Raw genomic sequence first — 12790 nt, forward strand, 5'->3', positions numbered from 1 at the left:
ATCGTCCGGAGGACCCCATCGAAGAGGGAGGCTCTGGATCGCGCGGGACGCGGTGCTTCCTGCCCCTCTGAGTGCGCTGGTTTTTTACGTAGCATCAGCGTGACACTGCCCATTCTTGAGCCGCGTCAAGATAGCGGCGCGGATTGTCTGGAAACCACGTTCCCCGCATGAGGATCCGAAGCCCGGTTTCGTGAGCTTCCGGGAAAGGGTTACGGGAGAGGCTTTTCAGAGCGGATCGGTACAAAGACGGGCGGTCCGTCCCGATCTTCTCCAATGCCCCGAGGCGGCAGGACAGAAGAGCCTCGAAGGCGCGCTTTGCGCTCAGCGCCTCGCCTGAAAGCCCCTGATCGTAAACGGTGTGTCCCGCTGTTTTCGCGGCCACATGAAGTGCTGTGACACAACGCCCCAGAGCGCCCTGATCCAGATGCGGGAGCCAGATCAGCGTCGCGACATCGTCTATACCGGGCTCATCGAGCGCGAATGCTGGCGCACAGGTCAGACAGAGGGGTCTGCCTGACACGGTAACTGCTGCGAGCATGTGCTCGCAGCAGGTGCAATGCCCGCTCATCGGTGCTGTCAGATCTTCAACCGTCAACCTTTCAGGGGCGGCCGAAGCCAATGGGCGCGACGACGGCATCTTACTTGTCGAACTTCATCTGCTGCTGTTCGCCAGTGACGCTCGGCGCGGTACCAAACATCGTAAAGGACGCGGTCTTGGCAAGGAACGGGAAGGCCAGCAGAACGCCGCCGCAAATGAAGCCAGCGATGATCATGCCAGGCTTTGATCCGGCGTTCGGATTGCGCTGATGCTGCCACCAGCCGAAGATGGCCATGGCGAGCAGAAGGCCACCACCAATAAAGCAGAAGGCGTTAAGCGCCATACCAAAGGCGTTCATCCCCTTTTGGGTCGCGTCCCGCGTGATGTCGTCAATGGCCTGAGCATGTGCTGCGGAGGCGAGAGCAAGAGACGACAATGCGGAAAGCGCAGGGGCCGCGACCATCAGGGAGCGCTTCAGGTGTGTGCGGGAGGTCTGTGTCATAATGACTCCGGAATAGACGCTCGGGGCGTCGACTATGGGGTGGGGGTGTAGGGTCACTGCACAAGCTTCAGTTCTTTGAGGAGTGCAGGACCAAGGACGTCTGCGTTCATCACGAGGAATCCCGCTATTCCCATGACCATGTTGAGGCCGGTGGAACTGTTGTTCGCGCCTTTCGCCCGGCCCATCTGGCGCACGATCGCGAAATAGACGATCAGTGCGCCGTAGGCTGCGAAGTAGACGTGAAAGACATTGAGGATGGCTGTCAGGGCGGCCAGCGGGCCACCTTGTGCCGCTGTCATCAGGGCGTCCGAGGAAAAGCTGACTTTCGATGATGCACCGATGCCGGCATTACCCTCAAAGCCAAGGGTGCGGTTTCCCATATTGAGAAACTCGGGAAACGACAGGAAAGTCGCACCAACAAGGATCATCATCTCCGGAACCACGCCCTTGGAGAGCAGCCCGTTACTGATGGATGACCGCTGAAAGATGCCCATGACGCCGCTCAGGAGAAAGCAGCCTCCGCCGACGTAGCAAAGGAACGGAAGCAGCCAGGACAGTGCGGCACCAAGATCCTGAGCGAAGTCGAAAAGCCCTTCCATCTTAGTGAATCAGACCTTTTGGGGTGCGAACGACCCATCTCGACCCCGAAGAGGTAATCGTGATGACCGGCCCCCATCCGGGGATCACGGAGCCCGCTTCGACGCGGCTGGCATTGCCCTGTTCGTCCTGAAGAATGGCAATTCCTGGCGCTCCCGCCTGCACCGTGAACTGGGGCAGATGTACAGGTGCGGCTTTCGGAGCAGTTGGTTCCGCTGACGGGTGAGGCTGCGCAGCACTTACGGCCCGCGGCGCAACTGGCACAGCGCTGCTGTGTTCACGAGCCGGATGGGCCAGAGCGGACTGGCTTGCCTGGAGCGCGCGATCTGTCTGGTCTTCGTGATGCTGAAGCTCGTCAAGGCGTCCCTTGAACTCGCCTAGACCGCGGTTCAGCGTCGCCGTCACATTGTCCTGCATGGCGTCGACGTTTTTCTGCAAGGCCGCCACATGATCATCCAGCGCTTTCAGCTGTTTGGCCATTTCCAGCTCGAGGGCTGCGTCCGGTGAAGGAGATGCAGGGGATGCGAAGGAGGGCGCGGGGGCCGCAGCCGGAGCGGCAGACACAGCGGACTGAGCCTGAGGCGCGGAGACCGGCTGGCTCGGTGTCACCGCAGAGGCGTTTGGCGCTCCATCCGCGACGGCGGGCGGCACGGGAATGACTGGAGCTACTTTGATCTCAGTCGGCTTTGTGGTGGCTGGGGGATCAACCGGGGCTGTCATTCCCTCGCCGCCGAACGGGTCGTCGTTCTGAGCGACAGAGGGTTGCTGGACCCGCTTTTCCGGGACGTCCGGCGTGCCAAGCGCTGGTGGTGCCAACGTAAAGGCCGATTTTTGAGCCGATGGGACCGCTGGTGTGGTGGTGATCGATGCGCGTGGTCTGTCATTTACAAACGGGATCGGCACGCCAAAATGTGCACCGACCGCCACAGCACCGCCAAGCAGACCTCCAACCCCTAGCACCGCCAGAGCGGTACCGACCAGAAGTCTGCTTCGTGGCGCGCGCGGGGCACGATCTTCCTTGCCATCCTGCGCATGCAGAGGCTTGCGGCGGCCCGCTGTCGTTTCCTCCGGCGCATCTGCCCGGTTGTCTGACAGCTCTGCCTCCTGTGGCATCGGGCCGTCCCCGGCCTGTGTGCCGGTCCGGTCCGTGGAGCGCTTCTGCGGTCGCAGCATCTCCACGACCTCTCCTGTGTCCTCACGGCGCATTGCGTTTCCTCGCATGCTGATGGTCCCTCCTGTGTCGTCCTTGCAGGATGCCAAAGGCCGTTGTGAGTGCAGTCAGGGGGCGTCCACCGGCTCCGTGAAAATCACCCCGATAGGATCATCCTTATGAAGAAGGACTGTAGGGTTCTGAGGGGTTTGCTTTTGCAGGATCTGGCCCATTTCCTGTCCAGCCCGTCCGGCAGCAACACCAAGCTGTTGGGGTAAGGTCAGGTGCGTGAACGAACTCACGCCCAGCCCGCTGGTCACACTGTTTGTGTTTGAGTTCTGCATCGCGTTGCCGAGACCTTCGACAAAAGCCGCCGCGGCCGGAAGAAAGATACGCGTCGGGAGATGTTCGTGAACTTCCGAGGCAAGCCCGGTTTCCATGGTGTCGGGTGCGACGGCATAGGCTGAAACCGGCAGAGGATCGCTGTCACCGATCATGAGTTTATCGAACTTGATGACCAGACGTTCGTCCTTACGCTCAAAGGACCCCGACAGCCTGTCATGAGCGAGTGGTCCTGAATCAATTTCGACGAGAACCGGAGTACCGGGATAGTCGCTGTTGATACCAAGAAGAGAATGGCCATAAACGCCCCTTCCTGCAGCAAGGAGCCTGTGGGTGGCCGATTTCACGGTCGCCACATTTTGCTGTGACCCGGTTCCACCTGAGGAGGCCGCCTGGGGCTCCTGCGTGAAAGACGTGCCCTCCTGCCTGTGGCCACCTGCCGCCGCGGTTTCTGCTGGAAGTTCCATGTCCAGTGAAGCGGGCCTGCCGCTCCACGCAGCCAACAGCTCGACCTCCTGTGCCTCGGAGAGTTCTCCTGGCCGCCGCTCCCGGCTCGCGGACCGGTCGGAGGCAGTCTTTGTGCCTTCCGGAGCGCGCGTGAACTGATTCACCGCAGGCGGCGGAGGTGGCGCTGGCCGAGGCGTCCCGGGGGGCGTTACGCCGGCAGTTGTTGCAGAACCAGTGCCAGGCATCCGACCCAGCAGAGGGGCTTTATCGTCCCCCAATGGCCTGTTCGTCGTCAGCGCGCTTGCAAAAGATCGTCCACTGGCCTTTGCGGCGTCGGCATCAGCCTTTTCTTTCTCGAGCGTTGCGTTGTCGAGCTTGTCGGAGTGATTGTTTCCGCCGGCTGGCGGCGCAAGAGTTGGGGTTTGCAAAGCCGCCGACTTCGGTTTTGGCGCCGAGCCGTGGCTCATCATGTACCATCCCCCCGCGGCAAAAACGAGAAGGCCTGCGGCCGCGAAGGCCGGGCGACGAGACGCCTTGAAACTGGTGGCAAGGCCGCTGGCAGATGCGGCCGGGTCTGGATGAGCTTCGCTCACGGGCCGTCCTCCGATAGTGTCGCAGAGACGATCCGGGCGCCTGAAGACAGGAGCACGTTTGATGTCTCGGGGATTTCGTAAATTCCGATGCCGTACTCGGTCTCATGTGCGCTTGGGGCGGGAGAAATTGGCGTGTAATCCGTGCGGAGGTACATCTTGTCGCCGAGCTTCCAGGCTCGGATCCGGTCCGGGCTGACGCCGGAAACACGCAGCGGAACGGCATCGGCCGGTGCCGCGCCATCGAGCATGGCTTCGAGGTTGCGATCACCCGTCGCTGGCGCGTCGGGCTCGGAATTGGGCGCATCCTTCGCGTTTGGACCGCGTGCGGCAACCCGCACCGTCAGGTCCGCGTCGTAGGCGCCCGTTCCACTGATGATCATGAAGGAGATCGGCTTTGGTGCGCCCTTGAGATTGACCAGAACACCGCCATGAGCATAACGCGAGACGGGGGTCAGCTGCAGGACGTTCGAGCCGGCTTCCGGAACACACGCATTGATCCCCACACTGCGCACGGCGGAGTTCTGTCCCTGACCATGGGCGTCGCACCCGCCGCTCTTGTTGGTGGCGATGTCCCAGGCAATGGGCCAGGACTGACCCGTCTCATCGAGAAACGTGATCGCCGCGGGATAGTCCTGCGCTATCCTGATGATATTGGTCTGAGCACCCGGGGCGAGGGAAATACGCACAGACCGCGACACAGGGGTGGCCAGACGGTGAGGATCTTCTGCTGCGTCCAGGTTCTTCTGGCCCTGATCGACCCGGTCATAGAAGTGTTGCATCGCGCTGGGAGGCGGCGGCAAGCCTTCATAAATGGGATCGACCCGAGGTGCGCCGTTGCTGTCCCGCGTGGTCTGTGCGCAGACCACCGTTTCGGGAACTGCTAGCAGCAGAAGCCCGATGACCGCTCTAACTGTGATGTTCATTCAGCCCCCGTTATCGGCGGCGCGAGGCGCGTTGAGTTCTGTGATGACAAGCCCGTCAGGATGCTCGGGGCTGTTGGTGCGCCTGATCGTCACATCCACCGACAGAAGGTTGGTGGTCGAGCCGGAGGCATTCTCCCATTTGAGCAGCATTGGAAATGAGACGTGCCACTCGTAATCGCCGTTTCTTGTTTTTCCTTCGGATCGTATCGATGGCGCACTCTTCGGCGTGGCGGTCAGGAAGACACGTTTGGCTTTGATGAAATCAATATTTCCCGGCCCGGAAAAGGACTGAGCCCAGGCGTTCCATGCGGGAAGGTCGAAATCTTTCGCAGACGCATCCAGATGCTTGGCGTAGGTCACGAAATCCATCGTATAGAGATTGGTGACTTTCCGCGCGGCCCAGTTGATGACCTCGGAGTCAGAAAAATACGGTTGGTCCGTGACGATCAGCTCCCGGGGTTTCCCAAGTGAGTCATGATAAATGTATCGGACGTGCGGTGTCTTCATCACCAATACGGTGAGGGCCAGTCCGAGAATGACGTTGAGGATCAGACTGCCCGAAAACGCAATGAGTCCACGCTTGATGATGCGTTGAAGGAACTCCGGATCAAGAAGTCTTCGGCTGATGGCAGCGGACGCGTTACGCATCGTAGGGCATGTCAATTTCGTAGTCCGCTAGGTTTCTTGCGCGAGCCTCGAGCAGCCGTCTACCGAACGCACTATAGTGTTGCTTACAGCGATTTTTGGGATGCACAAAAAAAACTGTGTTCGTGATGCCACAGGTCCTGGCGATCATCTGGCTGGCGAGTGTTGCATTTTCGGCAACAGCGAAAGGGTTTTCGGTTGGGGAAGTACGTAACAGCGTGAAACCGGCCCGACTTGGAAGCCCCGCCCTTTTAGCGGCCATGCACACGGTATTGTACTTCAGTCCGAAGTATTCAGCGATAAAGGCAGGCGAATAGAGCCTCTTCCACAGATCAGCCAGCAGATGCAGGGACTGTGTGTTCCAGATGGCTCTTCCAGACGCTGTTTTAGGAAAGACGCCCGGTATTGCTGATGCAGGACTGTGGTGTCGCTCATTAACGATGTCGGTATTTTTTCGAGCTTGCGCAGCACGTTGGCGCTTCAGCGTCAGCGGACGGCGCAATCCCAGTCGCTTCGCCTTGTTCGCAACCGCCTGCGGACTTCTCCCGAGTTTCGCGGCAATGGCCTTGATCGTGGTGTCCGTCGGATAGGATACCGTCAGCTCCATCGTCTCGTCGTGAGACCATAGCCTCCTGGTTTTCGTCGGCTTTAACGATATTTCTTTACTTGTTGTTAACTCTTTTAATATCCAGACCGGACGGAAGAACTTGTTGAACGGCAAACCGATCCACGGTGGAACCACCCCGCCTTGAAACTCCATTTCTGCAATGCTTGCCTGCATGATATTCTTTACATCCGTCGAAGCGTTAATCTATCGTCAAACAGCCTAACCGCTCACGTCGCAAAATGTTACCAACAACGGGTCGCTTTTGGGGAACTGTGTATTTTTGCAACAGTGCGTGGAGAAGGCAGCGGAGTCCGGAAAATGGCCGCGTCCGCGTCTGGGGAATACCCCCATTCCATTTTTGCATGGCTCACGATCTGATTTTTGTAGCTTCCCGTTCCGGCTTCGGAATGTCTCGCAAAGACGTTTTTCGGTTGCCAACCCGTTCCTGCCACCGCGACAGACCGGGCACGCACTCACATCCCCCACCTCTATTATCTCTCAGGATGGAAACCGCTTTGGAGGGTCAAGGTGTCTGGTGAGACGAGAGAGCAGGAAAAGCCCAAGGGCGGATGGCTGACAGCAGAGGGCGCGAGGCAGATCCTAGGGCCTCTCGGAAAGCCTGTCTCAGGACAGGACAGTCGCCCTTCGGGAACGCCTCCAGGTGCGGCACAATGAGCGCGTGCCGAGAGAGCACACGTCTCACCTTAGTCCCGCTAATCGCCGCGCTAGGTTTCAGTCTGGTTACACCTGCTTTCGCTGAAGACTCTTCCTCCGGCTGCCAGACACTCGTTCAGGCAGGCGCGACCGGGCTTGCTGCAGACCTGAAGGCAGACGACGCAACGATTCATCAGCCTAAGTCCGTGACGAAATTCACCTGCCTGGGAAACTTCTTCAACGGCGTCGGACTGGATGTCGTAACGAGTAAACTGAATGTCGCATCACTTGCCGAGGCGGCGATGGGCAAGATCTGCTCCCAGCTCTCCTCAGAATGGGACAGTCTCCAGAGTTCGGCCCATTGCGGTCTCTCTGTGACGGGGCTGGATACGAACTTCAATCTTGGCCTCGGGGCAGGCAGCTTTTGCCCGAACCTGAGTTTTGGGGGCGGCGGCGACAGCCTGATCAATGCCGGGACGAATACGACCGGCAGCCAAAGCTGGGATGTCTCTGGTCAGAGTCAGCTTCCGTCCGGGTACAGTTTTGAGGCGATTGGCTCGAGCACTGGCATATCCCGGGTGACGCAATGAAGCGCCTTCTTGAAAGAGCCGGACGCCTCGGAGGCGCCAGCCTTCTGGTTCTCACCCTTGCAACCGTCGCGGCCCCGAAGCCGGCTTATGCCTTCTTTGATTCAGCCGCGATTGTGGGCGCGATCAGCACGCTTCAGGGCGCGATGAACAGTGTCATCACGACGGCCCAGAAAGTCCTGAACAGTACACTTGGCCTCATCAATGGCAGTCTTGGAGATGGCTTCACCCAGCTGAGCAATTACATGAAGGCGCAGGTTGGGGCGCAGGAACAGATCGCAGACGCCAACAACATGGTGCAGGCCGAACTTGCCCGAGACGTCCGGGCGGCTCAGCAGCGCGACAACCATGCGACCAACCGGCAGGATTGCCTTAATCTTGAAGGCGGTCAGGCTGCCGTTGTTGCGGCGCGAAACGGCGCCGCCGTCGCGACTGCACTCGATAGCGGCAAGGACAAGCGCACGCAGGCCGGGAAAGGAACGCCGTCCTGGGAAGGTGCAGGGCAGGGCGCGCAGGCCAACAACAACCGCCATTTTACGCTTTACTGCTCGGATGCAGAAGCGGACGCTGGAATTTGCTCGCTTGCCTCCACTGATCAGCAGAATGCAGATCAGGACGCCACCAGCCTGTTAACGCCACCGGCATATCAGGATCAGGCCTCGATCGACCGTGCCAATGACTACGTCACGACACTGATCCAGCCCGTTGCTCCCGCCGCGCTGAGAGGGAGTGCTCTGACCTCGGTAGACGGACAGTCTGCCCTCCCGGGCCGCCGTGCCTACAATGCTGCCATTTCGCTCGCCCACCACGTCGGAGACGACATTATCGGGTGGCACGCGAACACCGTGACCCTGAGTGCCGCCCAGAAAGCTGAGGCGGTCCGTGAGGGTTACACCAACACCTCAGTTGGCTCGGAAAGCGAAGCCACCGAGCTGGAAATCAACCGGAAATACAGTGGTACAGACTGGCAGGCAGACCTGCAGGCGATGCCCTCCGACAAGTCGGTTCTTGTCCAGATCGCTTTGCTGGACGCGCAGCGTAACTGGATCGCCTGGCAGCAGTTCAAACTGGACCAGACCCGGGCGCTGATGGAAGCCAACAGGCTCGCGACGTCTGCTGAACAACGGCTTCGGGCGGTGTCTCCTCTGCCGGTTCCTACCCCAACGCTTCCCTGAACATCTCGAATAGGAATGACCATGTCGGGTACTCTCACTCAACAAGGGCCGTTAGGCTACGTCCTGCAGGCCCTTGATGCTCAGCAGTCGACCATCCCCGAAGCAGAGCGCGGGCTTGCACAAGATCTCTCTGACCTGACCGCGCGTCTGCGGGAAAACCCGGGACTGGAAAGCGATCCAAAGTTCACCGTTCAGGTGGCGTGGCTTGTCCAGGACTGGAAGGCCTTTAGTGGAACCGGCGCAGATCCGCAGATCCCTCCCATTCTTGCGGCCGGCCTGAAAGCTCATGGCACAGATCTGCCGGGGTTGGAGAACGAAGAAATCAAAGCCATGCTGGCGCAGGCTGGCTCGCTTGAAGATCGAGATCTTGTCCGTGATCTCCGTAAAGCAGCGCTGGATATGTCCGGAATGTCTCCGGAAGACCAGGCTTCCGTTGCCGCGGCACGGCTGGCTGCCGTTCTGGACTATCGCATCACCATGGCCCTGTCGGGCACTCCTGCCCGCGCGCAACAGACCGAGCCAGAGCCGTCACCTCGACCCGATGCACAGCAGCCGGACCCCGCCGCGGCGACATCGACGCCACAGCCCGCGCCTGCGAGGGAAGCATCTTCGGAAGTGCAACAACCGGCTTCTACTGACATGCCCCAACCAACCGTGACGGAGCCTGAGCCTCCTGTCGCGGAAAGTGAACACACCTCCCACGAGCCTCAGCAGGCGCCCCGGACACAGCACGAGATCCTTGAGCCTGGCCTTCCCTCGAATGACCCGTTTGAGGACGAAGGATATCTACGGTCTCTTGAAGAAGAGGCCGGTCCCTTTCGGGACGATGAGGAGTTCCACGGCGCTCACCTGCCTTCTGAGCAACCGGAGGAAGTGGAAAACGCAGTGTCACAAAGCGCGGCAGAAGAAGACCGTACCGTACATCATGATGATCAGAAAAATGCTGAACGCGCGGAAAGCGAAGAACCTCCGGCATCCGCAAGGTCAACTCAGAGTGATGGTCGTACCTCCGGAGTGCCTAAGCCTGATGCAAACCAGGCGGCGGCGGAGAGCAAGCTAAAGCCAGAGAGCACTTCCAATCAGGCGGAGGCGAAAGTTGCGCCAACCACCGCCACGGCGACCAATCGTCGTGGACTGGCTGACTTTATGAGTGATCTGGTGGGCAAGAGCGATGACCGCCAGATCCAGAACCGAACGCGCAAGGTCAAGGAGGCGGCCCGTGAAGTCGAGGAAGATCTCGGCGCACTCAAGCGTGTCGGCCGAGAGTTTTTTGAAGCCTTCACCAAAGCCGCGTCAGAGCCTGGACAATCAGAAAGTTCTGTCATTGCGGGCATGACCGAGGATGGGAGCCATAAGGCGCTTCGCGCGCAGCTCACCGCGTCCCTGGAGAAAACGCCCGGCTTTGCAGAGTCCTGGGAAAAACTTCGCAAGTCGTCTCAGCGACTGGGCAAGGAAGTCGAGGTTCTGGGTGATGAAGCCTCCAAGCGGGACGCTTTGAGTGATCCCACTGTGCAGAGCGCAGAGGAAACCGCCGCAAGCGTTGGCAAGAAACTGGAATCTCTTCCGGGCCAGGAGCCGGGAAAGGACTTTCTGAAGGAAGTTGGCGCGGCTCTGGAGCGTCTGGTGGACCGTTTCCACGATTTTTTTACCAAAGATCGAAAGCAGGGCCAGGAGCAAAGTCGCGATAACAGCCCGAGCCCTGAGGTCTAAAGAAAATGCACCAGTTCATGCGGCTCCTTCGAGCGTCCCGGCATTTCCGGGCGGTCACCATGACAGTCGTTGCCCTCACGGTAACTATGGGATCCGCCTCTGCCGGAACAACGGCAGACAGCGTGAGCTGGAGCAACCTGAGCGCGGGCGATGACTGGTCCGCCCGCGTGCTCGACAGTCTCTTCCCGATGTCTGGAGGTACAGAGACAGCCACAGGCACAATGCTGCAGTATATTTCGGCTTATGCGATGCTGATTGCGGCGTTCTGGATCAGCTATGCCTCCATCCTGCAGGTTCATAAGACAGCGGAAAGCGGAAAGATTTTCTCTGCTAGCTTCTCCGGGTGGGTGCCGCTGCGCGTTGTTGTGGCACTCGGGCTGATGGTGCCGATCCCTGCAAACGCTGGCTTCTCGGTGGGGCAGGCGCTCGTCGTGCAGGGTGCGAAGACGGCGATCGGAATGGCCCGCAACCTGACGGATGTTGTGGCCAAATCGATCGGCCCGGACGCTTTGCCGCTTGCAGAACCGATCATTCCTGGGACCAGGCAGGTGGTCATGGCGGTGATGGAAAGCGAACTCTGCCGCGCCCTGGTCAACAAAGCCTCAAACAATCCTGACCTTATGCCCGAACCAAAGGTTTCAAACCCAGGCAATGGTTCGCCAGTGACGGTGGATTACAGCCTTGCCGTAGGCGAGGCGACGGCTGCGGCAACATGCGGCAGCATCTCGGTCACGATCCCGCAGCAGGTTGAGCAGCAGATGCTCGGGTCAAATCTTGATCTGACAGATGTTGGCACCAGGCAGGTCAAAGCGCTTCAGGATCTGATCAGCGCGGTGCGCACGCCCATGTCGTCTCTCGCGGATACGATCTGGCAGACGCGGGATGTGACGGCCCTTCGCTCCATGGATGCGGTTCTGACCGCACAGAATACGTCCTATTCCTCGGCGCTGAGTGAGGCGGCCACGGCCATGATCAGCAAGATCCGTGCGCAGTATTCCTCAGATGGTAACGGCTCAACTGATGCCGGCTATGTGGCTATGAAAAACCTCGGCTGGAGCGGGCTGGGGGCGTACTACCTTGAGATTTCGCGCCTCAATGCAGAGGTGCTGTCCATGTCCTCCATCGTCCCGTCGGTGACTCTGCCAAGCTGGCAGGGATTAGGGTCATTCCTCTCCAGGGACCTTGCGGGTCCGATCACCGCGATTGAACAGTATCAGGCTGCGGAAGAGCAGAAGCTAGCCACGTCGGACAGCGCCAGTGCGCCCAACGGGGCGACCAGGCTCTTTAACAACGCAGCTTTACCCAGTTCCGGGCAATCCGCTCTGGACCGTGTTCTTCAGGCACTCGGCATCACGAACGGGGTCATGACGCTGATCGTCAATCATCTCCTGTCGCCAACATCCGGGAGCGACTGGACCGACCCGCTGGGGGCAATGATCGGGCTTGGCCATCTTCTGATTCACACCGCGCTCGCGATTATTGGCGGCGCGGCGGTACTCAGTAGCAAGACAGGGACGGGGCTCGCGACAGTAGCCAATCTTGCCACCGGAGATGTCCCGGCTGCCATTGCTTCCGCGGGCAGCTTCGCGCTGAGCGGTTTGATCAAAGCCCTGCTCACGCCTGTCTTTGCGGCTGCTTTCTTCCTGCTTGCTCCCGGCATTACGCTTGCTTACGTCCTCCCGATGACCCCGTTTGCATACTGGATGGCGGGTGTCGCGGGATGGTATATCGTCGTGGTCGAAGCCGTGGTGGGCGTTCCGCTGTGGATGCTGGCCCATCTGGTCTTTCAGGGAGAGGGCCTTCATGGCCGCGGAAACCGTGGCTATGAAGTGCTGTTCACAATTCTCTTTCGCCCGGTGATGATGATTGCGGGTCTCGTGCTCAGTTACACGATCTTTGCCTCGATCTCCTGGCTGGTCATGAAGGCGTTCTCGATTGCCACCGGGTTCGTCTTTGAGCGTGGCTGGCTTCTGGATAATTTTATCGGGCTGATCGTCCTGCTCTGCATGTTCGTCACAATGGAGATGAGCATCGCCGTCATGTGCTTCAGGCTGATTTCAACCCTGCCACACCACATCCCTGCGATGGCGGGCATGACGAGTATCGGTCGTGTGGACAGCGATGACTTTAATGACAAGTCAACCGGCCGCGGGATCGCCGCTCCTACAGATAAAGTGGCAAATATTGCCCAACAGACTGTGTCGGATGTGAGTGCAATCGGAAATGCCCAGGATAAGGTCGACAAAGGCACGGCAGAGCCAGTAGACTCTACTACCAGAGCTCTCATGCAGATCTCTGGCCGCGCCGAGGATTAAGGAAA

At 59.5% G+C, this 12790-nt stretch carries 13 protein-coding genes; 5 read left to right on the forward strand and 8 right to left on the reverse strand.

All coding sequences use genetic code 11. The features are described 5' to 3' along the window. Positions 1 to 94 precede the first annotated feature (94 nt). From ABDK75_RS16645 to ABDK75_RS16680, 8 genes are all read right to left on the reverse strand, one after another. A complete protein-coding gene (locus ABDK75_RS16645; RefSeq protein ID WP_061929036.1) occupies positions 95 to 637 on the reverse strand; it encodes a hypothetical protein in 543 nt (180 codons plus the stop codon). Position 638: 1 nt separating this feature from the next. Then, a complete protein-coding gene (locus ABDK75_RS16650) occupies positions 639 to 1040 on the reverse strand; it encodes a hypothetical protein (protein ID WP_061929038.1) in 402 nt (133 codons plus the stop codon). Positions 1041 to 1093: 53 nt separating this feature from the next. Beyond that, positions 1094 to 1639 (reverse strand): hypothetical protein, encoded by a 546-nt coding sequence (locus ABDK75_RS16655; protein WP_346004263.1) that lies wholly within the window; start codon positions 1637 to 1639, stop codon positions 1094 to 1096. A gap of 1 nt (position 1640) precedes the next feature. Beyond that, positions 1641 to 2843, reverse strand: a complete 1203-nt coding sequence (locus ABDK75_RS16660) for a hypothetical protein (protein ID WP_346006481.1) — start codon at positions 2841 to 2843, stop codon at positions 1641 to 1643. A 72-nt stretch (positions 2844 to 2915) separates the two neighbouring features. Next, positions 2916 to 4169: a DotG/IcmE/VirB10 family protein gene (locus ABDK75_RS16665; RefSeq protein ID WP_346006482.1), complete on the reverse strand. Its 1254-nt coding sequence runs from the start codon at positions 4167 to 4169 to the stop codon at positions 2916 to 2918. Continuing rightward, positions 4166 to 5092, reverse strand: coding sequence for a DotH/IcmK family type IV secretion protein (locus ABDK75_RS16670; protein WP_061929044.1), 927 nt, complete (start codon positions 5090 to 5092; stop codon positions 4166 to 4168). The genes ABDK75_RS16665 and ABDK75_RS16670 overlap by 4 nt, the downstream gene beginning before the upstream one ends. Beyond that, on the reverse strand, positions 5093 to 5740 hold the full coding sequence (locus tag ABDK75_RS16675) for a DotI/IcmL family type IV secretion protein (RefSeq protein WP_346006483.1): 648 nt from the start codon (positions 5738 to 5740) through the stop codon (positions 5093 to 5095). Next, positions 5733 to 6518 (reverse strand): hypothetical protein, encoded by a 786-nt coding sequence (locus tag ABDK75_RS16680; RefSeq protein WP_346006484.1) that lies wholly within the window; start codon positions 6516 to 6518, stop codon positions 5733 to 5735. Before ABDK75_RS16680 ends, ABDK75_RS16675 begins: the two co-directional genes overlap by 8 nt. A 354-nt stretch (positions 6519 to 6872) precedes the next feature. Between ABDK75_RS16680 and ABDK75_RS16685 the strand changes: the two genes are divergently transcribed. From ABDK75_RS16685 to ABDK75_RS16705, 5 genes are read left to right on the forward strand one after another with little or no spacing between them, the layout of a single operon-like run. Next, a complete protein-coding gene (locus tag ABDK75_RS16685) occupies positions 6873 to 7019 on the forward strand; it encodes a hypothetical protein (RefSeq protein WP_317216121.1) in 147 nt (48 codons plus the stop codon). Continuing rightward, on the forward strand, positions 7016 to 7588 hold the full coding sequence (locus ABDK75_RS16690; RefSeq protein WP_346006485.1) for a hypothetical protein: 573 nt from the start codon (positions 7016 to 7018) through the stop codon (positions 7586 to 7588). Before ABDK75_RS16685 ends, ABDK75_RS16690 begins: the two co-directional genes overlap by 4 nt. Beyond that, positions 7585 to 8760, forward strand: coding sequence for a hypothetical protein (locus ABDK75_RS16695; protein WP_346004270.1), 1176 nt, complete (start codon positions 7585 to 7587; stop codon positions 8758 to 8760). Before ABDK75_RS16690 ends, ABDK75_RS16695 begins: the two co-directional genes overlap by 4 nt. Positions 8761 to 8781: 21 nt before the next feature. Next, a complete protein-coding gene (locus tag ABDK75_RS16700; protein ID WP_346006486.1) occupies positions 8782 to 10470 on the forward strand; it encodes a hypothetical protein in 1689 nt (562 codons plus the stop codon). Positions 10471 to 10487: 17 nt separating this feature from the next. Beyond that, positions 10488 to 12785, forward strand: coding sequence for a DotA/TraY family protein (locus tag ABDK75_RS16705; RefSeq protein ID WP_346006487.1), 2298 nt, complete (start codon positions 10488 to 10490; stop codon positions 12783 to 12785). Positions 12786 to 12790 lie beyond the last annotated feature (5 nt).

Origin of the sequence: Gluconobacter sp. OJA (genome assembly GCF_039638325.1) — a bacterium.
GTDB lineage: Bacteria > Pseudomonadota > Alphaproteobacteria > Acetobacterales > Acetobacteraceae > Gluconobacter > Gluconobacter cerinus.

Coding starts and splice junctions, on each gene's coding strand:
- ABDK75_RS16645 (WP_061929036.1), bottom strand. CDS start 637: ATGCCGTCGTCGCGCCCATTGGCTTCGGCCGCCCCTGAAAGGTTGACG.
- ABDK75_RS16650 (WP_061929038.1), bottom strand. CDS start 1,040: ATGACACAGACCTCCCGCACACACCTGAAGCGCTCCCTGATGGTCGCG.
- ABDK75_RS16655 (WP_346004263.1), bottom strand. CDS start 1,639: ATGGAAGGGCTTTTCGACTTCGCTCAGGATCTTGGTGCCGCACTGTCC.
- ABDK75_RS16660 (WP_346006481.1), bottom strand. CDS start 2,843: ATGCGCCGTGAGGACACAGGAGAGGTCGTGGAGATGCTGCGACCGCAG.
- ABDK75_RS16670 (WP_061929044.1), bottom strand. CDS start 5,092: ATGAACATCACAGTTAGAGCGGTCATCGGGCTTCTGCTGCTAGCAGTT.
- ABDK75_RS16675 (WP_346006483.1), bottom strand. CDS start 5,740: ATGCGTAACGCGTCCGCTGCCATCAGCCGAAGACTTCTTGATCCGGAG.
- ABDK75_RS16680 (WP_346006484.1), bottom strand. CDS start 6,518: ATGCAGGCAAGCATTGCAGAAATGGAGTTTCAAGGCGGGGTGGTTCCA.
- ABDK75_RS16690 (WP_346006485.1), top strand. CDS start 7,016: ATGAGCGCGTGCCGAGAGAGCACACGTCTCACCTTAGTCCCGCTAATC.
- ABDK75_RS16695 (WP_346004270.1), top strand. CDS start 7,585: ATGAAGCGCCTTCTTGAAAGAGCCGGACGCCTCGGAGGCGCCAGCCTT.
- ABDK75_RS16700 (WP_346006486.1), top strand. CDS start 8,782: ATGTCGGGTACTCTCACTCAACAAGGGCCGTTAGGCTACGTCCTGCAG.
- ABDK75_RS16705 (WP_346006487.1), top strand. CDS start 10,488: ATGCGGCTCCTTCGAGCGTCCCGGCATTTCCGGGCGGTCACCATGACA.